General features: G+C 70.3%; 21 protein-coding genes. 8 read left to right on the forward strand and 13 right to left on the reverse strand.

The window, feature by feature from the left end; genetic code table 11:
* Position 1: 1 nt before the first annotated feature.
* The 3 genes from ABTW72_RS18235 to ABTW72_RS18245 form a co-directional block, all read right to left on the reverse strand.
* The gene (locus ABTW72_RS18235) at positions 2 to 418 is read right to left on the reverse strand and encodes a hypothetical protein (RefSeq protein ID WP_350860184.1); all 417 of its coding nucleotides are present in this window, start codon (positions 416 to 418) and stop codon (positions 2 to 4) included.
* A 54-nt stretch (positions 419 to 472) separates the two neighbouring features.
* The gene (locus ABTW72_RS18240) at positions 473 to 1177 is read right to left on the reverse strand and encodes a TMEM175 family protein (RefSeq protein ID WP_350860186.1); all 705 of its coding nucleotides are present in this window, start codon (positions 1175 to 1177) and stop codon (positions 473 to 475) included.
* 219 nt (positions 1178 to 1396) lie between these two features.
* Positions 1397 to 2104, reverse strand: coding sequence for a GntR family transcriptional regulator (locus ABTW72_RS18245; RefSeq protein ID WP_350860188.1), 708 nt, complete (start codon positions 2102 to 2104; stop codon positions 1397 to 1399).
* A gap of 184 nt (positions 2105 to 2288) precedes the next feature.
* Between ABTW72_RS18245 and ABTW72_RS18250 the strand changes: the two genes are divergently transcribed.
* Entirely contained in the window at positions 2289 to 3578 is a 1290-nt protein-coding gene (locus tag ABTW72_RS18250; protein WP_350860190.1) for a glycosyltransferase, read from the forward strand.
* Between the two features lie 86 nt (positions 3579 to 3664).
* Here ABTW72_RS18250 and ABTW72_RS18255 read toward each other — a convergent pair whose 3' ends face one another.
* From ABTW72_RS18255 to ABTW72_RS18270, 4 genes are all read right to left on the reverse strand, one after another.
* A complete protein-coding gene (locus ABTW72_RS18255; RefSeq protein WP_350860192.1) occupies positions 3665 to 4117 on the reverse strand; it encodes a hypothetical protein in 453 nt (150 codons plus the stop codon).
* Between the two features lie 27 nt (positions 4118 to 4144).
* Positions 4145 to 4807 carry a dihydrofolate reductase family protein gene (locus ABTW72_RS18260; RefSeq protein ID WP_350860194.1) on the reverse strand — a complete coding sequence of 221 codons (663 nt, stop codon included), beginning with the start codon at positions 4805 to 4807 and terminating at the stop codon, positions 4145 to 4147.
* 37 nt (positions 4808 to 4844) lie between these two features.
* Positions 4845 to 5429 carry a hypothetical protein gene (locus ABTW72_RS18265; RefSeq protein ID WP_350860196.1) on the reverse strand — a complete coding sequence of 195 codons (585 nt, stop codon included), beginning with the start codon at positions 5427 to 5429 and terminating at the stop codon, positions 4845 to 4847.
* Positions 5430 to 5519: 90 nt separating this feature from the next.
* Positions 5520 to 6488 (reverse strand): GlxA family transcriptional regulator, encoded by a 969-nt coding sequence (locus ABTW72_RS18270; RefSeq protein ID WP_350860200.1) that lies wholly within the window; start codon positions 6486 to 6488, stop codon positions 5520 to 5522.
* A gap of 133 nt (positions 6489 to 6621) precedes the next feature.
* Between ABTW72_RS18270 and ABTW72_RS18275 the strand changes: the two genes are divergently transcribed.
* The 5 genes from ABTW72_RS18275 (at position 6622) to ABTW72_RS18295 (ending at position 12872) form a co-directional block, all read left to right on the forward strand.
* On the forward strand, positions 6622 to 9387 hold the full coding sequence (locus ABTW72_RS18275) for an AfsR/SARP family transcriptional regulator (protein ID WP_350860488.1): 2766 nt from the start codon (positions 6622 to 6624) through the stop codon (positions 9385 to 9387).
* Between the two features lie 94 nt (positions 9388 to 9481).
* The gene (locus tag ABTW72_RS18280) at positions 9482 to 10201 is read left to right on the forward strand and encodes a hypothetical protein (RefSeq protein WP_350860202.1); all 720 of its coding nucleotides are present in this window, start codon (positions 9482 to 9484) and stop codon (positions 10199 to 10201) included.
* A gap of 43 nt (positions 10202 to 10244) precedes the next feature.
* A complete protein-coding gene (locus ABTW72_RS18285; protein ID WP_350860204.1) occupies positions 10245 to 11129 on the forward strand; it encodes a hypothetical protein in 885 nt (294 codons plus the stop codon).
* A 137-nt stretch (positions 11130 to 11266) separates the two neighbouring features.
* Positions 11267 to 11575, forward strand: coding sequence for a hypothetical protein (locus tag ABTW72_RS18290; RefSeq protein ID WP_350860206.1), 309 nt, complete (start codon positions 11267 to 11269; stop codon positions 11573 to 11575).
* A gap of 79 nt (positions 11576 to 11654) precedes the next feature.
* Positions 11655 to 12872, forward strand: coding sequence for an Imm21 family immunity protein (locus ABTW72_RS18295; RefSeq protein WP_350860208.1), 1218 nt, complete (start codon positions 11655 to 11657; stop codon positions 12870 to 12872).
* Between the two features lie 22 nt (positions 12873 to 12894).
* Here ABTW72_RS18295 and ABTW72_RS18300 read toward each other — a convergent pair whose 3' ends face one another.
* The 4 genes from ABTW72_RS18300 to ABTW72_RS18315 all read right to left on the reverse strand — a co-directional run bounded on the left by ABTW72_RS18300 (position 12895) and on the right by ABTW72_RS18315 (position 16601).
* Positions 12895 to 13479: a hypothetical protein gene (locus ABTW72_RS18300; RefSeq protein ID WP_350860210.1), complete on the reverse strand. Its 585-nt coding sequence runs from the start codon at positions 13477 to 13479 to the stop codon at positions 12895 to 12897.
* 30 nt (positions 13480 to 13509) lie between these two features.
* Positions 13510 to 14697 carry an NAD(P)/FAD-dependent oxidoreductase gene (locus tag ABTW72_RS18305; protein ID WP_350860212.1) on the reverse strand — a complete coding sequence of 396 codons (1188 nt, stop codon included), beginning with the start codon at positions 14695 to 14697 and terminating at the stop codon, positions 13510 to 13512.
* Positions 14698 to 14779: 82 nt separating this feature from the next.
* Positions 14780 to 15724 carry an RNA polymerase sigma-70 factor gene (locus ABTW72_RS18310; protein ID WP_350860214.1) on the reverse strand — a complete coding sequence of 315 codons (945 nt, stop codon included), beginning with the start codon at positions 15722 to 15724 and terminating at the stop codon, positions 14780 to 14782.
* 52 nt (positions 15725 to 15776) lie between these two features.
* Positions 15777 to 16601 carry an SDR family NAD(P)-dependent oxidoreductase gene (locus ABTW72_RS18315; RefSeq protein ID WP_350860216.1) on the reverse strand — a complete coding sequence of 275 codons (825 nt, stop codon included), beginning with the start codon at positions 16599 to 16601 and terminating at the stop codon, positions 15777 to 15779.
* A 63-nt stretch (positions 16602 to 16664) separates the two neighbouring features.
* On the opposite strand from ABTW72_RS18315, the gene ABTW72_RS18320 reads away from it, so the two are divergent.
* Both ABTW72_RS18320 and ABTW72_RS18325 read left to right on the forward strand, forming a co-directional pair.
* Positions 16665 to 17450 (forward strand): helix-turn-helix domain-containing protein, encoded by a 786-nt coding sequence (locus tag ABTW72_RS18320; protein ID WP_350860218.1) that lies wholly within the window; start codon positions 16665 to 16667, stop codon positions 17448 to 17450.
* Between the two features lie 17 nt (positions 17451 to 17467).
* Positions 17468 to 18061, forward strand: a complete 594-nt coding sequence (locus tag ABTW72_RS18325; RefSeq protein ID WP_350860220.1) for an HD domain-containing protein — start codon at positions 17468 to 17470, stop codon at positions 18059 to 18061.
* A gap of 6 nt (positions 18062 to 18067) precedes the next feature.
* Here ABTW72_RS18325 and ABTW72_RS18330 read toward each other — a convergent pair whose 3' ends face one another.
* Together ABTW72_RS18330 and ABTW72_RS18335 are read right to left on the reverse strand one after the other, a co-directional pair.
* On the reverse strand, positions 18068 to 19288 hold the full coding sequence (locus ABTW72_RS18330) for an MFS transporter (protein ID WP_350860221.1): 1221 nt from the start codon (positions 19286 to 19288) through the stop codon (positions 18068 to 18070).
* Between the two features lie 75 nt (positions 19289 to 19363).
* On the reverse strand, positions 19364 to 19843 hold the full coding sequence (locus ABTW72_RS18335) for a hypothetical protein (RefSeq protein WP_350860223.1): 480 nt from the start codon (positions 19841 to 19843) through the stop codon (positions 19364 to 19366).
* Positions 19844 to 19852 lie beyond the last annotated feature (9 nt).

Genomic DNA, 19852 nt, shown 5'->3' on the forward strand with positions numbered 1-19852 from the left:
CTTAGGGGTGGTCCACATACTCGCCAAACGGTTCGATGGACCCATCCCAACCGTTCCAACCCTGTTGGGTGATCTGCCCGTTCGCGTAGGTGTACGACCAGCGGGAGCCGTCCTCGCCCTCGATCTGGACGGTTCCCGAGCGAACGAACGGCGCAATCGCGACGTAGAAGGCCGTCGTGTAGTTCGACCACTTGGGGTCGCCCTCGTCGTCGTACCCGAACTCGATCCAGTCTCCGTCGCGGACGATTGTGGCCCTGGCCGGATCCGCCAGGTCGACCAGCGTGCCATCCGACGGAAACTCACCCGGCCTGTACCAGCCGCCTCGTTCAGCCAGGGCGGCCTGGACGGCGGCGACCGCCGCGGCGTCCTCCGACACCGGGAGGTTCAGACGGCCCGAGGGCATCACTCCGTATCCCACGGCACGCACCCTACAACGGTCGATGCCACCACCCCGCAGGAGTTGGCTCTACACCTACGGGTCACCCTGACCCTGCTCGCGGGCGCGCTGGATGCTGCCGACCTCGCCTCTGATCGGCAGCCAGTAGAAGGGGATGAACGCGACGACCACTACGAGGCCCACGACCGGATGAAGGGCGCCCAGCGCGGTCCCGGCGGCGATCCAGAGTGGCGCGGGGCGGAAGCGTCTGCTGATCGCCCGGGCGGTGTCGTTGTCGGTGGTGGAGGTCAGCAGGCGACGGCCGTGCCTGGCGTACTCCCAGATCACGTTGAAGAGGATCGCGGCCACCTCGTAGGTGGCTCCGTAGAAGATGAGTGCGGTTCGCTGGCCGTGGCCGGACTCGAATGCGTGGGCCAGGAGGGACGAGGCGAACGGCAGGAACGCGATCACCATCAGCAGCAGGGTGTTGAGCAGGAGCAGCATGCGATCGGCCGAGCGGATGTGGTCGAACATGACGTGGTGATTCACCCACATCTGCCCGATCAGCAGGAAGGTGATGGCGTACGCCACGTATGAGGGCCACAGGTCGAAGAGGCCGCGGAGCAGGTGCTCGGTGTCCTCCGGCGGCTGGATCTCCAGGACGAGCAGCGTCACGGCGATGGCAATGACCGCGTCACTGAAGGTGACTGCCCGCTTCGGGTCTCGTTCCGCACCGATCGGGTTGCTGGATCTGACTGCGCCCTTCGTGGAGGCGCCGCGAGCCGCGCGGAACCAGCGCATGAGCCTCCCCCAAGGTGAGAGCGCCCGGTCACGCACCGCAGGCAGGGCTGCCCACGGTGGTCATCCAAGAGCCGTCCGGTGCCGCGGGTTCCCGCCGTCGCTTGAGCCAAACCGGCTGTGGGGCGTGCCCGCGACGATCAGGCAGCGGGGCTGGTGGTGCGAACTGCGCGCTCGAATGGGCCGCTGGAACAGCCAAGCCAGCAGACCGAGCCGCGCACCCTACGACGGTCGACGCGCATCCGGTGTCGCTGCGAGGTCGTGGAACAGGTCACGTGCCGCTCGGCCACTGTCTTTGATCAACTGCGGCAGGTGCTCGGCGATCTCCTCGGGCTGCCGGCCTGCGATGTGGCGATCCCAGCGGCTTATGAGCTGCTGTAGCTCTTCCGGGACTTCGCGGCCCTTGAGCAGGGTGACCCACAGGCGCGACATCTGGTCCGAGAGCTGGTCGAAGGCTGACCGCAACCAGCGGTTCGCGCTCGCGATGGCCAGGACCTGGAAGACACGCATCGACAGTTCGGAGAAGCGCAGGACGGCTTCCAACTGATGCTCGCCGTCGGGATCGGGCGGGGACCACTCGCTCAGCAGCCCGGCAAGCTCCTGCGCCTGGACGTCGGACAGGCGCTCCAAGCCCAGACGGACAAGCTCGGGGCCGATGAGATCCCACGCCTCGACCAGCTCCGACACGTCCTGAGCGTCGAGAGGGCTCACGACGTAACCGGCCCGGGGCAGCGTGATGATCAACCCATCGCGATCCAGACGAGCGAGTGCCCGACGAATCGGAGTCAGTCCGTACGGAGTCGAGCGGGCCAGTCCCCGCTCAGTGAGCGACGACCCCGGCGGGAGCTCACAGGTCACGATGCGGGTACGCAGAGCCGCGTAGGCCTGCTGCGTCAGCGAAGCCTCTCCTGTCGCACCCTGGTCGGTCACAAGGGGAAACCCTAGCCCGCCGGCCACCGCGATCCCCGGCGACATCGCACGCTCTCCGCGAACCGGACTTGACCATCCCGGCCGCCACCGACATGCTCTGTACTGAAATTTCAGCCAGGTCAGACGTGGGCTGCGGGTTGCAGAGGGTGTCGCGACGCGGTCGAACAGAGGGGATCTCAGCGGGATGAAGGCATTCGTGCTCGCGTTCGGGACGCGTGGCGACGTACAGCCGTTCGTCGCCCTGGGGCGCGCGCTGTCCAACGCCGGCCACGAGGTGCTGGTGGCCGGGCCGGCGTGTTACGAGTCGCTCGCCGCCGTCCACGGCGTTCCGTTCGCGCCCGTCGACGACCGGTGGAACCGGCTCACCGACGAGCCCCACATCCAGGAGGCACTCGCGACGAACTACCGCGGGCTGAAAGCGAAACGGACAGCCATCGAGGTGGTGCGCCGGACCCGGCAGTACCTCGCCGCCGTACTCGACGACATCACCGCAGCCGTTCCCGCCCAAACCGACGTCGTCGTGCACCACACGATGCTCCCCGGCCAGCACCTCGCCGAGGCCCTCGGCGTCCCCTCGGTCCCGGTGGCACTGCAACCGAACTGGGTTCCGACCGACGCCTTCGCGTGCCCGATGTGGGCGCCGTCGTGGCTGCCCAGGCCCTTCAACCGGCTGAGCTACCGACCGGCCGCGTTCGCACCTCGGATGCTTCTCGGGGCGGTAGGGGAGCACTGGCGCGCACGACTCGGACTGGGGTCTCGGCGTGGGTCCGGTGACCCGTTCCGCCGTTCCGACGGAGGCCCTGCCTTCGTACTTCAGGCCTTCAGCCGCCATGCCCTGCCGCAGCCGGCCGACTGGCCCGCATACGCGCCCGTGACGGGATATTGGACCCTCGCCGGCGAGGGCCAGGGCCCGTCGCCCGCCCTGGCAAGGTTCCTCGACAGCGGAGAGCCGCCGATCTACGTCGGCTTCGGCAGCATGCGAGGCCAGAACCCCGAGTCGATCGGCGAGATGGTCCAACAGGTGGTCCAGACAACCGGGCTGCGAGCCGTTGTCGCAACCGGCGCCGGCGGGATCGCGATGGCAGGCTCGAACACCGACTCCGTCCACGTCGTCGACGACGCTCCACACGACTGGCTTTTCCCTCGCACCGCGGCGATCGTTCACCATGGCGGAGCAGGAACGACAGCTGCCGCGCTGCTCGCTGGACGCCCACAGGTGATCTGCCCCTTCACCGGTGATCAGCCGTTCTGGTCCGAGCGAATGCGATCCGTCGGCGTTGCACCGAACCCCATCCCGCAGCGGCAGATCACCGCCGAACGCCTCATCGGGGCGGTCGAAGCGACGAGATCCGACACCACGATGCCCCGTCGGGCCGCCGAGATGGGAGAGCTGGTGCGCTCCGAAGGCGGAACACATCGTGCGGTCGAACTCTTATCCGAACTCACGACCCAACAGGCCACACGCTCAGCCTGAGTGTTCAGGACGCTTCCATCCGGAACGGCGGCCGCCGTACGCCCTGCCAATCCAGTCGGTGGTGACGCCGCCTGGATGAGTCGGCCTCAGCCGATGTTGAGCAGCAACACCTGGTCGTCGCGAAGGTCGGAGATGCTGTCACGCAACAGCCTCAGCGTGTCCAGACCGGCCATGCCGCTCTCCTCGAAGGCCACCCCCATCTCCTCGAAGTGGGCGGTCAACTCCTCCTCACGGTGCGCGCCGGGATCGAGCTGATCCAGTAACCCTGGCGCCGGAGTGATGAGCGTGGTCAGGCCGTACGCGCTGTTGATGGCCTCCGACTCGGCATTGAACTCCGGCGCCTCCAGGTCGATGCCGCGTTCCTCCAGATAGGTCCGGACGTACAGCATGCAGTAGCCGGACCAGTCGTACTCCTGCCGCGTCCTGCTCCCATGTTCGGCCAGGTACGCGCGGAACGACGACGGCGATGTGCGGGCCAGGCGAGCCAGCTCGGTGATGCTGTCCCGGGGGACCACTGTCAGTGACGCGATAGCAGACAACGCATCCTCCGTCGTAGGGCTCTGCCGCTACGGCTTTCCGCCGGCTCGTCGGGCAGGCTGCCGAGGAGGAGTGACGAGCACGCGGTAGGTGACGTGCAGGACCGTGCTCGCTGCACGCGCCGTCACCTGTTCGAGGTTCAGCGGCGGGACACCATCGAACAGCCGGACGCCGGCGCCGAGGGTGACCGGCACGATGTGCAGCCGCAGCTCGTCGACGAGGCCGGCGGCGAGGTACTGGTTGATGGTGGTCGCACCGCCGTGGATCAAGATGTCGCCGCCACCGGCCGACGCGCGCGCCTGCGCGAGCGCCGACTCGATCCCGTCGGTGACGAAGTGGAAGGTGGTGTCGCCCGCCATCGGCTGCGGCTCGCGGGCGTGATGGGTGAGCACGAACACCGGCTTGTGGAACGGTGGGTCGTCACCCCACCAGCCGTTCCACTGCCGATCCCATGCGCCGCGCACCGGCCCGAACATGTTGCGCCCCATGATGACGGCGCCGGCGGCATTGATCTGGTCGACCTCGGCCTGGTTCTCCTCGCCGAAGTCGAACATCCAGGAATGCAGCCGGCGGCCCCAGCCGTCGCCGCCGTCGTCGCCGAACGGGCGTTCCTCGGTCTGGTTGAGCCCGGCCGAGTACCCGTCGGCGGAGATGGTCTGGTCGGCGATCACCTTGCCGCTACGTGTGGTCATTGCGCACTCTCCATTGACAACGGTGTGTATCGGTTACTCAGCCTATGGCCGCGATGAGCAGGGCGATGCCGACGCCGACGTCGACAACCGCGCAGAACTGCGCCCACGAACGAGTCACCACCAGCCTGGCCCGGTAGTGATAGGCGTCCCAGATGCCGTGTGCCAGGAAGCCGACACCCGCCACGGCGGTCCCCACCTGCGGTTGCGTCGTCGCGGTCAGCAGAGTGATCGCGCCGAAGACCATCATGCCCGCGGTCTGCACCGAGAACGTCCGGGTCGGCCTGGACCGACGTCGAGTTGCCGCCCAGACCCACAACGGCACCAGCAGCAGCGTCATCCCTACCGCCGGATCGACCGGCAGCGCGAGCAGCCGTGCCAGCAGGTGCAGGCCGGTCACCACGACGCTCAGGATGACGAATGCCAGCCACGCAGTCCACGGCCGGCCGAGGGCGTACGCCATGAGGTAGATGCCGGCCATGGTGGCCACCGCCGGTCCGAACAGTTCCGCGTGCTCGTTCACCAGACCGATCACCGTGATCGCGCCCGCGACGACGGCGAGTGCGACCGCGATCGGCCACCTGTCGGCCAGTCCCGGCCGGCGCACTGACGACTGCTCGGTCATGTCCACGATCCTGCCGACGTCACAGCGGTCGGCACCGCTTCGGTATCGATCGTGTCCGAATCGCTGTGACGCTGGGCCGAAGCCCTGGCATCAACCCGTGGGCGCCGCCTGCATCGCCCGGTAACGGGCGGGCGGCATCGCGTACCGGTCGACGAACGCCTGCCGCAGTGACTCCGGCGAGCCGAATCCACACCGTCGTGCCACGGCCACCAGTGGCAGGCCGGTCGAGGCCAGCAGTTGCGCGGCGGCTTCGGTCCGCACCCGGCGCACGTAGCGCCCCGGCGTCTGCCCCAGATGTTCGACGAACAGTCGGGACAGGTGACGCTCGCTGACGCCGGTGAGCCGGGCCAGCGCCGCGGTGCTCAGGTCGTCGGCGAGGTGGCTGACGATGTGGTCGCTGATCTCGCGGACCATGACGTCGTCGGTGGTCCGGCGGGCCAGGAACATGCTCATCTGGGCCTGCCCGCCGGGCCGCTGCAGGTACGCCACAGTGCCCATTGCCACCCCCCGGGCCAGGGCAGCGCCGTGATCCTCCTCGATGAAGGCGAGGGTCAGGTCCAGAGCGCTCGTCATGCCACCCGAGGTCGCGAGGTGGCCATCCCGGACGTAGATCGGTTCGGCGTCGACCCGTACGTCGGGAAACCGCTCCGCCAACCGGTGGGCGTACATCCAGTGCGTGGTGGCCCGCCGGCCGCTGAGCAGACCTGCCTCGGCCAGCACCGTCGACCCGGTGCAGACCGACGCGACCCGCTCCGCCAGACCGGCCAGCCGCCGGACGTGACCGACGAGGTGCGGGCTCGCCGCCGCCTGCTCATGCCCACGGCCGCCGGTCACCAGCAGCGTGTGCACCGGCCCGGTGAACCGTTCCAGGCTCGCCTCGCCCGCCAGCCGCAAGCCGGAGTCGCAGGTGATCTCCCGCTGACCGGGGGTGGCCAGGACGATCCGGTACGGCGGCGCGGCACCGATCCGGTTGGCGATGTCGAGACTGGACGTGACGCAGGCGATGTCGAGCAGCTCCGCCCCGTCGTACCCGACGACGAGGATCACCCGTTCGCGCATTGCCACAGCGTAACTACCCCCAGGGGGTATTGGTAGTGCCGACAGCCCTCGTCGGGCCGCTGGATCGTGTCCAGTGCGCGACGAACAGAACGGGCATGCCGGGCTGGAGATTTAGCCTGACTCGGTGGTCTCGATGGTTGGTACGGGCGTGCGCGTCAGGCTGCTCGGGCCGGTGGAGGTGGTCGTCGACGGCAGTCCGCAGGCGGTGAACGGCGTGCGCCGCAAGGCGGTACTGGCCACGTTGGCGCTGCACGCGGGCCGTGTCGTCAGCATCGACCGGCTCATCGACGTGGTCTGGGGCGACCAGCTACCGGCCACCGCGGCGAACACGTTGCAACGCCACGTCTCCTACCTACGCGGGGTGCTCGGCGAGCCCGGGGCGATCGTCGCGCGTCAGCCCGGATATCTGCTCGACACCGGTCCGGACTCCACGGATGTCCAGGCCGCCGAGCGCCTCATCGAGCTGGCCCGACGCTCGACGGACCGCAACGAGCAGGTGAGGCACCTGACGGCCGCGGTGGCACTGTGGCGGGGCCCACCGCTGGCCGACGTGGCCGGGTCGGCCTGGCTTGAGGAGCAGGCGGATCACCTGGCACGCCTACGGTTGGAGGCCGAACGATCGCTCGCCGAGGCCCGGCTGTCCGTCGGCGAGCACGCCGGCCTCGTCCCCGGGTTGGAACGGCTCGTCCGACAGCACCCCTTCGACGAGCACCTGCACGCGCAGTTGATGCTCGCCCTGTACCGCGACGGCCGGCAGGGCGAGGCGGTCGCCACGTACCGGCGGCTGCGCGACAACCTGCGGGAGAACCTCGGCCTCGACCCCGGTCCGCGGCTACGCGACCTGGAGTGCGCCATCCTGCGCCAGGACACCGCGATCGCCGCACCGGCCGCGGCGGCACCAACGCGGGTCGCGGCGCAGCTGCCTCCCCCCGTACCCACGTTCACCGGACGCCACGCGGAGCTGGCGGCCCTCGACGCGCTGGTCGACCGGGGCGGCGCCGTCGTGGTGTCCGGGACCGCAGGCGTCGGCAAGACCGCGCTCGCCGTGCACTGGGCGCACCGCGCGGCCGAGCGCTTCCCCGACGGGCAGCTCTACGTCAACCTGCGCGGCTTCGACCCGGCGGCCACACCGACCGAGCCGGCGCGAGCGCTGCACGGCTTCCTGGAGGCGCTCGGCGTTCCGGCGGCCCGGATGCCCCGCGACCCGGACGCGATGGTGAGCTTGTACCGCACGACTGTGGCGGGCAAGCGACTGCTGGTGGTGCTGGACAACGCGCGCGACGCGGAACAGGTCCGGCCGCTGCTGCCCGGCTCGCCGGACTGCCTCGCCATCGTCACCAGCCGCGACCAGCTCATTCCGCTGGTCGTCACCGAAAGCGCCCAACCGGTGCCCCTCGACCTGCTGAGCCCCGGCGAGGCCCGCGACATGCTGGTCCGCCGGCTCGGGGAGCGCCAGGTCGCCGCCGAACCCGCCGCGGCCGACACCATCGCCGACCGGTGCGCGCGGCTGCCCATCGCCCTGGCCATCGTGGCCGCCAGAGCCGCCACCAACCGGCACTTCTCGTTGGCCGCCGTCGCCGGCGAGCTGGGCGACCTGGACGCCTTCCGCGCAGGCGACGAGGCCACCGACGTACGGGCGGTCTTCTCCTGGTCGTGCCGGACGCTCAGCCCACCTGCGGCGCGGCTGTTCCGGCTGTTGAGCCTGCATCCCGGCCCGGACGTCTCCGCCCCGGCCGTGGCCAGCCTGGCCGGGGTCGACGGTCAGGCGACCGGCCCCCTGCTCACCGAGTTGACCCGGGCGAATCTCTTCGCCGAGCACACGTACGGGCGCTACGCGTTCCACGACCTGCTGCGCGCGTACGCCGCCAGCCTCGCCGACGAGACTGAGCCGCCGGCCGAGCATCGGGCCGCCGTGCACCGGCTGCTCGACCACTGCCTGCACACCGCCCACGCCGCCGACCTGGCACTGCACCCGCACTTCAGCGCGATCAGCCTCCCGCCACCCCGGGCGGGTGTGACGCCGGAGCGCCCCAGGAGCCGGTCGGCCGCCGCGGCGTGGTTCACCACCGAGGTCCCCGTCCTGCTCGCCGCGGTACCGCTCGCGGCGCGGTCCGGGTTCGAGGGACACGCCTGGCGGCTCGCCTGGACCATGGCCGGCTTCCTGCACCGGCAGGGGCACTGGCAGGACTGGCTCGGCACGCAACAGATCGCTCTGGCCGCCGCGTCCCGCATCGGGGATCAGGCGGGGCAGGGGCACGCGCACCGCAGCCTCGGTCTCGCCTGCTCCCGGCTCCGACGGTACGACGAGGCCGACGACCACCTGCGGCGCGCGCTCGACCTGTTCACCGACGTCGGCGACGACGCCGGACGGGCGCACACCTGCCTGAACCTTGGCCAACTGGCCGAGCGGCAGGGGCAGCACCAGCAGGCGCTGTGCCATTCCCGGCGGGCGCTGGCCCTGTTCCGGGGGACCGGAAACCGGGCCGGGCAGGGGTACACCCTCAACGCGGTCGGTTGGCAGGAAGCGCTGCTCGGCAACTACCACCACGCCCTCGAATCGTGTGGCGAGGCGCTGCGGATGTTGCAGGAGGTGGACGACGTCCAGGGGCAGGCCGACACCTGGGACAGCCTCGGCCACGCCCACCACCAGCTCGGGGACCACCGGCGCGCGATCGCCTGCTACGAGCACGCCCTCGAACTCTTCACGCAGGTCAACGACCGGTACGCCGAAGCCAGCACGTACGTCAATCTCGGCGGCAGCCACCGGGCCCTCGGCGACGTCCCCGCCACCCGTGCCGCGTGGCGCCGAGCCCTGACCATCCTCGACGAGCTCGGCGATGCCGACGCCGGCTCGGTCCGCGCCGACCTCGATCAGCTCGACGCCACGCGGCTGCACTGACGTACCCCGCTTTCAGCGCCGTTTCCGGGCCGCTTCAGCGCGCCCCGCCACTCTTCGGACACCAGTTTCCTCCGCACCAGGAATGGAGCGTTCGATGAGTCGTTTGGCACACCGCCTCGCGGTGATCGGGGTGGTCAGCGGGACGGTGCTGGCCATGTCCTCCGCCGCCGTGGCCCAGACCGAGAAGCCGCCGCGGAAGGGCGCCGACTGCGTGGTCCAGCACGTCGACGAGCGCGGCGAAGTCGTCCGTACCGACACCGCGCCCGAAGGCCGGGAGTACGGCCAGTTCCGCTGCGTCGCCGGGCAGTGGACGTTCGCCTGGGCGCCGTTCGGAGCGGACGACATGATCACGGCCGACGAGATCCGGATCGACCCGGCGGGTGCCGTGTCGGTGCGGCGGTTCACCGGCCCCGCGCTCGGCAACGACCTCACGGTGGGCGAGATGGCCGGCATCGCCCAGGCCGTCAGCGGCAGCCGTGAGGTGCTGATCGACCGCGCGATCGTGGCGGTCGACGACGGCAAGGAGCGGACCCCGGAGCAGGTCGAAGCGCTGCTGGCCGGCAAGGACACCACCGGGGTACGGGTGCTGGACATCATCGAGAAGCCCAACGCCGCCATGTCGACGAAGGATGTCATCGACGAGGCCGGCGGCACCCCCGAGACGACAGTCGTCTACTTCAGCATCTGGGGCGCGATCAAGTCGGCGATCGCCTGGATCGTGGACACGATCGGTGAGATCGGTGAGTGGATCGACGACCACTGCGACCTGGGGTCCCCCAACGACTTCGGCGACATCGTCACATGTCGCTGGTAGCCCGTCCCGCCCCGCCGACACGGATCACCGAGATGAGGACAGGATGACAACTCTGCGGGACATCACCAGGCGCGCCACCATCGTCACGACCGCCCTGATCATCGGGCTGACCGCTTCGTACGCACCGTCGCAGGCCGCCGAGGGGGAGGCCCGGACGACGATCACCGACCACCCCGGTGCCCCGGGCGCGATGCTTCACCAGCTCGAGGACCTGACCGGCCGACCCGTCGGCGACCTGGACAAGGTGCTGGCCGTCGACACCGGTGGGCGGACCCTCACCGGCGACCAACTCGCAGCGCTCGCCGCCGGCAAGGAGGTCGACGGTGTCAAGGTCGTCGGCACGATTCCGGGCAGTCGGGACGTCCTCGGCACCACCATGGCCGACCTCGCCGACGGCGCGTACGACGGCAGCGGCGACAGCGGGACGGCGACGTCCCTGCTCTTCGCCTCGTCCACCTCCGACGGCCGGGAGTGGTGCCTGACCATGTGCGTCGCGTCGGGTAAGACCATCTGGCAGTGCCTGTTGTCACGCCGGACGGGCGATCTGATCTTCACCCTCGACCTCGCTGGCAGCACCACGGTCGGCGGGACGAAGGCCGCCTTTGAGAAGGCCAATGGCGTCGCCGTCGACGGCCCGGACACGGTGGAGACGCTGATCGGCGATGGTGAGCCTACGGCGGACGAGATCAAGGCGCTGCTGGACGGCAAGGACATCGAGTCGATGCGCCGGGTGGCGACAGTGAAAGCACCGGACCCGGGGTGGGCGCTGGCCGACATCGCCGAGAACTCCGGCGTCGTGTACGCGAAGACCAAGGCCCATATCTTCACCTTCAGGCTTCCGTTCCTCGGCACGATCCTCGCGGTCTGCATCTCGCAGGACGGCGGGAAGACCTGGAAATGCTCGGCCCGTCAATGGGACGGGTTCTGACGGGTAGACCGTCGACGGTCCCGCTCCGCATCGACCTCCCCCGGTCGAGGCGGAGCGGGACCTGCTACCGGGCGGCAGCGCTGACGAGTGTCTGCCAGGGACAGACGGCAACCGAGCGCGTCCCCGATACTCGGCAGGTGATCAGCAATGACCTTCGCGTCCCGTGGTTGCCTCGCGCGCCCCACCCAGCCGACGGCTCGACACTGCCGCTCTACATGGTGTTCTTCTTTCTCCTGGGCCTTGTCGGCTTCGCGATCTATGGACTGAGCGACGGCGAGGGGGCGCTCGTCCTCGCGAGCATCATCTCGGGAGTGTTCTTCGCGTGCTTCCTGATCCTCTTCGCGATCTACTGGATCGGATATCTGCTCAAAGGCCACGCCGTCTGGCAGGCCGAGCGCCAGGCTGGGGCCGATGGGCCGTCCACGGGTCAACAACCGGAGGACTGAGCCCGGCATGCGCCCCGCCGCGACGTCGGCCTCTAGGATCGACAGCCTTGATGGCGGAGACGGCTTGCGGGAGCGCATGGTGACAAGCGAGGCAGAACGGCCACCCGACCGGCTCGCCGACATCGCCGAGCGGGCCGAAGTCGTACTGGTCGACTTCGACGGTCCGATCTGCCGTCTGTTCGGCAGCAGGGCCGCGCCGCGCATCGCCGCCGAGCTGCGTCAGCTGATCCTCAGCCGGGGCGTCGTCCTGCCCGACGAGCTGCGCGACGGGAACGACCCGCTGGAGCTGTTCCGCGCGACCGCTGTGGTCGCGCCCGAGCTGGTCGGCGTCGTCGGTGCGGCCCTGGCGGCGGCGGAGGTCGAGGCGGCGGCGTCCGCGGAGACCACGATCGGAGCCTTCGACCTGGTCGCGGCGTGCCTGGCGACGGGGCGCCCCCTCGCCATCGTCAGCAACAACTCCGCCGCAGCCATCGGCGCCTATCTCGGGCGCCGCGACCGGGCCCGCTACTTCGCCGCCGTCATCGGCCGAGGCGAGCATCCCGATCTGCTGAAGCCCAACCCCGTGCCGGTCGAGCAGGCCCTGCAAGCGTTGCAGGTCGCACCCGATGCCGCTGTTCTGATCGGTGACTCGATCACCGACATTGCCGCCGCCCGAGCCGCCGGTGTCGCCTGCATCGGGTACGCCAACAAACCCGGCAAGGCCGAACGCCTCGCCGCCGCCGGTGCCGACGCGATCGTGACCGACATGACCGACCTGGCCGGCGTCCTCGCTCGTACGCGCAGGCCGGTCAGCCAACTGCCGTGGGTCGATTCGGGCGGCGGGCCGCTCGTCGCCGTGCCGACGGCGGCTCTCGGCGAGTGGAAGGGCGCGTCGGACGACGACGATGACTCCTGGGGTGACTACGGCCGGGCCTGCGACGTCGACGGTTACGTGGGGGTGCTCGATGTCGGTACCGACCAGGCGCTCGTTCTGGCCGACGAACCGGCTTCCACCACGTACCTGCCGGACCGGCGGATCTTCGTGCGGTGGCTCTACGCCGTCTCCGAGGCAGAGGTCGTCCGCCTCGTTCCCCGGGCGGTCGAGATCGCCGACTGGGAGGACGCGGGCACGTGGACGACCAGCGGGTCGGCCGAGTTGTTCGACTCCGGCTACACCGGCGACGGGCTGGAGCACACCACCCACCTCACCGTGAACCTGGCTCGTGGCACGTACCTCATCCGCACCGCTCTCGTGCAACCCGACAAGAGGACGGCGCTGATGCTGGTGCACCTGGTCGAGCAGACGCAGTCAGCGTGAACGCAAGGCTGCCGGCTTCCGGTTACGAATCCAGTCGGGGCTCGCACAGGTGCAGGGCGTTCTCCTGCCAGGCACTTCCGACGAGAGCGACCGGGTAGCGCACCTCTCTGAGCCGCTTGTCCTCCGTCTCGACGGAGAACCGCACCGACAACGGCTCCAGGTCGAACGCCGTCGCGCACTCCAATTGCAGATCGACGCGGATCTGGCCGATGCCACCCGGGCGGACGTGCCGGGCCTGGCCCCTGCCACGTACCTGGACGCCGGGCCTCTCTGCCTGAACCGCGCGGATCGTGATCGGCGCGGGGCCGGTGTTGATCAGTGTCAGCTGCCCGTCCAACACGACGGTTCCCCTGCTGTTCGAGCCTCCGGAATAGCCCGACTCGGGTAGGGCCACGAGGGAGACCACAGCGGAGCGTTCGCGTTGCGCGCGAGAGTCTCGCAACTCACCGACACCGATACCGCCGAGCACCACACCGATCACGAAGGCGGCGACGAGCGGAAGGAGCACGTTCCGCCTGTTCGCGACGATCCCGTGGGTGATGTCGCTCCGTTCGGCCGGTTCATGACCGTGTTCGTCGAGATCGATCACCACATGCTGCGCCGCCATCGCGACAGCCTAGGGCTGGCGCGTGTCCGCTCAGGACGCGGCCGTGTGGACCTCCGTTCGGGTCGGGACGACGCGGTGGCGGCGGACCGGGTACAGGACCGGGTGCGCGATGCTCCAGGCGGCGCCCGTGCAGACGAACTCCTTGTAGCGGGCCGCCAGCTTCCCGGTGAGGAGGGCTGGCCTGGCCCGGTCGTCGGCGGTCACGTACTGGATGATGCCGTCGCGGCGGCCGAGGCTGATGCACTGGTTGAAGTAGCGCAGCGGAGCCTTGGGGAACTTCGCCCGACCGGTCAGGCGTGCGGCGATGGCGTCGGCGGCCTGCCAGGCCATCGGAATGCCCGAGGCGCAGGACATCCGCAGCGGCTTGCCGCCCGGCCCTTCGGCGATCGCGGCGTCGCCCACCGCGTACACCTCTGGGTGTGAGACCGACCGCATGCTGGCGTCGACGATGATCTGCCCGGTCTCCGCGACCGCCAGGGTCGTGGCGGCGGCGATGGGATGCACGGCGAAGCCGGTCGTCCACACCGTCACCTGGGCCGGGATCTCCCGACCGTCGCGGGTGACCGCACCGGCCGCCTCGACCCGCGCGATGTCGGTGTGCTCGTACACGGTGATGCCGAGCCGGTCGCAGACGCCACGCAGGTGCTGCTGCGCCTTGCCGTTGAGCCAGTCGCCGAGACCGCCGCGGGCGGCGAGCGCGACGTCGAGGTCCGGCCGGGTCTCGGCGATCTCGGTGACCGCTTCGAGGCCGGTGAGGCCGCCGCCGACGACGAGCACGGTCCCGCCGGCCGCGAGGTGGGCGAGGCGGTCGCGCAACCGCAGCGCCGAGGGCCTACCGGCGACGTCGTACGCGTGCTCGGTGACCCCGGGGACGCCGTGGTCGGCGGTGACGCTGCCGAGGGCGTAGACGAGCGTGTCGTAGGTGATCTCGTCGGTGCCGTTGTCGTCGGTGAGCGCGACGGTCCTGCGATCGGCGTCGACGGCGGTGACCCGGGCCAGCCGAGGCTTGACGCCGGTGCCGGCGTAGACCTCGCTCAGGGGGCGTGGTTTGAGGTCCTGCCCGGTGGCGAGTTGGTGCATGCGAACCCGCTCGACGAAATCCGCGTCGGCGTTGATGACGGTGATCTCGGTGTCGTCCGGGTGCAGCCGCTTGGCGAGGCGCCCGGCGGCCATTGCCCCGGCGTAACCCGCTCCGAGGACGACGATGCGGTGCTTCATGGTGGCACTCCTGTCTCGGTGGTGGTCGCTTCCTGAACCGGACAGCGGCGCGATTGCTGACAGGAGCTGGCTATGAGCTGGGTCACCAGACGCGGAGGGTGGGCTCCTCGTGCTCAGAGGTGGACCACTGCCGGGTGGCCCGGACGAGCTTGTCGGGGTTGACCTGGTTGTGGATGGCAGTGACACCCTCGGGCGTCACCTGCACCGACATCACGCCGATGACCCGGTCGTCGATCACGACCACCGCTGCCGGAGCGCCGTTGGCGGTGGTGACGTAGATGGCCGGGCTGCCACCGACCAGGTCCCGTTTGACGTCGGCGGGCTTGAACAGGCCACGCAGGAACTTCGCCACCGCCAGAGCGCCGACGATCGGCGCGGCCCGGGCCGGGATCTTGCCGCCGCCGTCGGCGGTGCTCGTCGCGTTGTCGGTCAGCAACTCCACCAGCCGCTGTATCTCACCGTTGTTGGCCGCCGTGAGGAACTCCGCGACGATCTTGCGGGCGGTGGCCCGGTCGACCTCCGCGCGGGCCCGTTCGGCGGTGACGTGCTGCTTGGCACGCCGGTAGGTCTGCTGGCAGTTCGACTCGGTGATGCCGAGGATCTCGGCGATCTCACCGTGCGAGTAGCCGAAGGCCTCCCGCAGCACGTACACCGCGCGCTCGTTGGGCGACAACCGCTCCAGCAGGGTGAGCACCGCCATCGAGACCGACTCGCGTTGCTCGGCGGTGTCGAGCGGGCCGAGCATCCGGTCCCCGGCGAGGACCGGTTCGGGCAGCCACGTGCCCACATAGGTCTCCCGCCTGGCCCGCGCCGAGGTCAGCTGATTGAGACAGACGTTGGTGAGGACCTTCGTCAGCCACGCCTCGGGCGTCTCGACGTGCTCCCGGTCGGCGCCCTGCCAGCGCAGGAAGGTGTCCTGGACGGCGTCCTCCGCGTCGCTCGCCGAACCCAGCAGGCGATAGGCGATCGCCTCCAGGCGAGGCCTGGAGTGCTCGAACAGCTCGACCTCGTCCGGACTGAGCGGCATGACTAGACAGTATCCAGACGGACGGCGGACGGTTCAGGGCTGGCTCGCCGGGTCACCCCTCCTGGCGCGGTGCCGCCTGCTCCGCCAGCCAGCGCCAGTCGTTCCAGGTCGCGAGCCGGTCCCGATACAACGTCTCGGCGAGAAGGTACGGGTACGGCCCGAGGAACAGGCGCAGCGGCGGCTCCTCGGAGTCGACAAGTTGCAGGATGACCCCGGCGGTCAGCGCGGGATCGTCCGGTGTGCGGACGGCCGCCCCGGCCCGGCGCGCCTGCCGTACGGGCTCATAGGCCCCGATCGGCTCCGTGTGCACGGCCGAGTCGCCGGACCAGTCGGTGCCGAACGGTCCCGGCTCCACGATCGTCACCTTCGGACCGAGTGGGGCGAGTTCGGCGGACAGCGCCTCGCTGAGCCCCTCCAGTGCCCACTTCGACGCGTTGTAGAGCCCGAGGGTGGGAAAGGCCCCGACCCCTCCGATGCTGGAAACCTGGAGGATGTGACCGGTGCCCTGCGCGCGCAGCACCGGCAGGGCGGCCTGGGTCACCCAGAGAGCGCCGAAGAAGTTCGTCTCCAGCTGCGCGCGGGCCTGCTCCTCAGTCGCCTCCTCGACCATGCCGAACAGGCCATAGCCGGCGTTGTTGACCACGACGTCCAATTGGCCGAACGTTTTCGCTGCCCGGGACACCGCGTCGAACACGGCCGAGCGGTCGGTCACATCGAGGGTCAGTGGCAGAACCTGGTCCCCGTACGCCTCGGTCAGATCCTGAAGCGCCTTGTGGTTGCGGGCGGTCGCGGCGACCCGATCTCCGCGTGTGAGCGCGGCTTCGGCCCAGATGCGGCCGAAGCCGCGGGATGCGCCGGTGATGAACCATGTCTTCATGACCCGACCATGCGGCGGCGGACGCCAGGCTGCCAGCACCCTGACAGGGTTAGGCTGGCGGGAATGAAAGGCGAGAACGCGCTCGGCGACTTCCTCAGGGCACGTCGCGGGCGGGTCCGGCCGGACGAGGCGGGGCTGACGTCGTTCGGACGCCGACGCGTGCCGGGCCTGCGCCGTGACGAACTGGCCCACCTGGCCGGCGTCAGCCAGCACTATCTGACCCGTCTGGAGCAGGGCAAGGACCGCAATCCCTCACCGCAGGTGCTGAACGCCCTGGCGAGCGCGTTGCGGCTGAATCCCGACGAGAGGGCACATTTCACCGCGCTCGCCGACGCTCCGCCGCACGGGTTCGAGCACACGGCGGTCTCCGACGCGGTGCAGCAGCTCATCGACTCGTGGAGCCAGACACCCGCGTACGTCCGCGACCGCCGCTTCGACGTGCTGGCGGCCAACAAGCTCGCCATGGCGCTCTCCCCGCTCTACACGCCCGGTCAGAACCTGGTCCGCGGCATGTTCCTCGACCCCGCGGCGCGTGCGCTGTTTCCCGACTGGACGCAGATCGCCGCGCAGAGCGCCGCCGCGCTCCGCGCCGAAGCCGACCCGCGCGATCCCGCGACCGCCGAACTCATCTCCTCGCTACTGACCGACAGCCTTTTCCGGGACAACTGGACTCTGCACGACGTACGGCCGACACGCGACGAGGTCAAGCGCTTCAACCATCCCGTCGTCGGTCCGCTCACGCTGCGACGGGAGACGCTCGCCATCGCCGGTGCCGAGGGGCAGGTGATCATCGCCTACCAGGCGGCACCGGACACCCCCGCCGCGCAGGCCCTGGCCAGGCTGCTCTGAGTCGTACCCTTGCCGCCGTGACCGCCGACCCCCTGCGCCGTGCTCTCACCGCACCCGCGGACCCGCCACTACGGTCCCTGCCCGACCGGGTCGTCGCCCTGTTGGAGACCCTGCACGCGCCGCCGCGTCTCGCCGCGCACCTGCGGGCCGTGCACGACGTCGCCGCGCAGCTGACCGACGCGATGGCGGAGAGGTTCCCGCAGCTTCCGTTCGACCGTGAGGCGGTGCTCTTCGGGGCCGCCACCCACGACATCGGCAAGGTCCTGCACCCGGAGGAGTTGTCCGGGCCCGGATCCGCCCACGAGCCCGCCGGCCACGAGCTGCTGCTGGGGCATGGTGTCTCCGAGGCGCTCGCCCGGTTCGCGCGCGACCACGCGTCCTGGCACCAGGACGGCATCGGCGTCGACGACCTGCTGGTCAGCGTGGCCGACAAGGTGTGGAAGGGAAAGCGGGTCACCGACCTGGAAGGGTTGCTCGTGGACCGGCTGGCCGAGGCCACCGGCCGCGAGCGGTGGTCGGTGTTCCTCGACCTGGACGACATCCTCGACCAGATCGCCGCCGACGCGGACCGCCGGCTGGCCTTCCAGGCGACCCATCCGGTGCGCGGGTGAACCCGGTCAGCGGCTGGCCGGACCCGTTCCCGCCGTTCGGCGCGGCGAGAGCGCGATCGGTGTCTCGTCGGGTGGCGTCGACCGGCGGCGGAACGTGGCCACCACCACGGCGGTCAGGCAGAGCGCCGTGGCGGCCATGAGCGGCGGGCGGGCGCCGAGGTGGACGGCCGCGGAGCCGAGCGGGATCGCGACGACGAGCGGTCCGAACATCGCGGTGTTGGCCGTCGCGGAGACCCGTCCCAGCAGTGCCGACGGCGTGTGGGTCTGCACGGCGGTCACCGCCGCGACCAGGGTCCAGGGCAGCCCGACGCCGGCCACCACCGCCCCGACGACAGTGGCCGGCCACCACGGCAGGCAGCGCGCCAGGCAGCCGATCGCGAACAGCGCCGTTCCGGCGACACCGACGGCAACGGGACCTCTCGCCGCGATGAGCCGGCCGACGATCAGGCCACCGAGAATGGAACCGGCGCCCTGCGCGCTGGCCAGCACACCCAGGAACGTCGTCGGTAGGCGCAGCTCGGTGACGACGATCGCGTAGATTCCCGCCGTCGTGAAGCCGGACATGGCGATCGACACCGCGGCGAGTACGACCGGCAGACGTGTCGCCCGCTGTCCGAACAGAACCACCAGTCCGGTACGCGGGCCGCCGCCGCGTTCGGTGCGGCGCTCGGTAGGCGTCCGGTTCAGGCGGAGCACCGCATACAGGGTCGCGACCAGGACCGGCATGGCCGCACTGAGGACGACGACCGCGTGACCGCCGTGCCACGCGTAGAGGCCGGCCCCAGCCAGGGGAGCGACGAGCTTCATGCCCTCCTGCGCGCTGGAGCGCCAGCCATTGACGTCGCCGAGTTCCGTCGGTGACAGCGCGGACGGCAGCAGCGCCGTCTCACCCGCGTCGATCAGCACGTAGCTGACGCCGTAGGCGCACGAGACGGCGAAGATGAGCCAGGTCTGTCCCGGCCCGCGCACCGCGAGGAGCGCCAGCAGGGCGGCCGCCAGCATGAGGTTGACGGCGATGACCAGGGGCCGCCGGGGTGCCCGGTCGAGCAGACCGCCCAGCCACGGGCCGGCGAGCACCGGGGCGTAGACGCAGAGCCCGGCGAGGGCGGCGAGGCTGGTGGAGCCGGTGAGATCCAGGATCCAGATGCCGGCGACCAGGGACATGGCGCTGCTGCCGAAGCCGGACAGCAGGGAGATCGCCACGAACAGGCCCGCGTTGCGACGCATGAGCACTCCGGATTGAGTCGAGGTGACTCATATCCTCAATGTTGAGCGAGGCGTAGGCAATGCCGCTGCAGGTTGTCAACGGTCCGTTGACAGGGCGGCTTCGATCTTCGTGGCGGCGATCCGAGCGGGCGCGGGCAGTCGGTCACCCGCTTCGGCGAGATCGGTGGCGAGGAGCAGTGCCAACGCGTGCAGCGAGCCCGGGGCGGCGTCCAACGCGGCGTCCACGGTGCTCCGCACGAGCGCCGCTCGACGAAATCGGCTGTCCCACCGCTGATCGGCGCCGATCCACCGGGTGAGGTCGGCCACCGCCGCCCGCAGCGCCGCGATCTGCGGAGGCATCCGGAGGTCGAGCTGCTGCCGCCGCGACCATCGCGCCGCCACCAGCCGTTGTCGACGCTGCTCGGCGGCCTGCCGGCTGCCGAGGCCGAGTGCCGTCGCGATCTGGGCCCACGTCGCACCGTCGTGGCGCGCGCGGTCGATGATCTCCAGCTCCTGCTCGTCCAGGCGAGCGCGGGTGGCACGGACCTCCGCCAACCGAGTCAGCTCCGACGTCATCTGTCAACG

It is taken from the genome of Micromonospora sp. NPDC127501, assembly GCF_040302185.1.
Taxonomy (GTDB): domain Bacteria; phylum Actinomycetota; class Actinomycetes; order Mycobacteriales; family Micromonosporaceae; genus Micromonospora.

What these genes read in the sequence shown, in the direction of transcription:
- ABTW72_RS18285 (WP_350860204.1), top strand. Translation starts at nt 10,245, where the DNA reads ATGACAACTCTGCGGGACATCACCAGGCGCGCCACCATCGTCACGACC.
- ABTW72_RS18305 (WP_350860212.1), bottom strand. Translation starts at nt 14,697, where the DNA reads ATGAAGCACCGCATCGTCGTCCTCGGAGCGGGTTACGCCGGGGCAATG.
- ABTW72_RS18250 (WP_350860190.1), top strand. Translation starts at nt 2,289, where the DNA reads ATGAAGGCATTCGTGCTCGCGTTCGGGACGCGTGGCGACGTACAGCCG.
- ABTW72_RS18335 (WP_350860223.1), bottom strand. Translation starts at nt 19,843, where the DNA reads ATGACGTCGGAGCTGACTCGGTTGGCGGAGGTCCGTGCCACCCGCGCT.
- ABTW72_RS18300 (WP_350860210.1), bottom strand. Translation starts at nt 13,479, where the DNA reads ATGGCGGCGCAGCATGTGGTGATCGATCTCGACGAACACGGTCATGAA.
- ABTW72_RS18280 (WP_350860202.1), top strand. Translation starts at nt 9,482, where the DNA reads ATGAGTCGTTTGGCACACCGCCTCGCGGTGATCGGGGTGGTCAGCGGG.
- ABTW72_RS18320 (WP_350860218.1), top strand. Translation starts at nt 16,665, where the DNA reads ATGAAAGGCGAGAACGCGCTCGGCGACTTCCTCAGGGCACGTCGCGGG.
- ABTW72_RS18270 (WP_350860200.1), bottom strand. Translation starts at nt 6,488, where the DNA reads ATGCGCGAACGGGTGATCCTCGTCGTCGGGTACGACGGGGCGGAGCTG.
- ABTW72_RS18275 (WP_350860488.1), top strand. Translation starts at nt 6,622, where the DNA reads ATGGTTGGTACGGGCGTGCGCGTCAGGCTGCTCGGGCCGGTGGAGGTG.
- ABTW72_RS18260 (WP_350860194.1), bottom strand. Translation starts at nt 4,807, where the DNA reads ATGACCACACGTAGCGGCAAGGTGATCGCCGACCAGACCATCTCCGCC.
- ABTW72_RS18310 (WP_350860214.1), bottom strand. Translation starts at nt 15,724, where the DNA reads ATGCCGCTCAGTCCGGACGAGGTCGAGCTGTTCGAGCACTCCAGGCCT.
- ABTW72_RS18265 (WP_350860196.1), bottom strand. Translation starts at nt 5,429, where the DNA reads ATGACCGAGCAGTCGTCAGTGCGCCGGCCGGGACTGGCCGACAGGTGG.
- ABTW72_RS18315 (WP_350860216.1), bottom strand. Translation starts at nt 16,601, where the DNA reads ATGAAGACATGGTTCATCACCGGCGCATCCCGCGGCTTCGGCCGCATC.
- ABTW72_RS18330 (WP_350860221.1), bottom strand. Translation starts at nt 19,288, where the DNA reads ATGCGTCGCAACGCGGGCCTGTTCGTGGCGATCTCCCTGCTGTCCGGC.
- ABTW72_RS18240 (WP_350860186.1), bottom strand. Translation starts at nt 1,177, where the DNA reads ATGCGCTGGTTCCGCGCGGCTCGCGGCGCCTCCACGAAGGGCGCAGTC.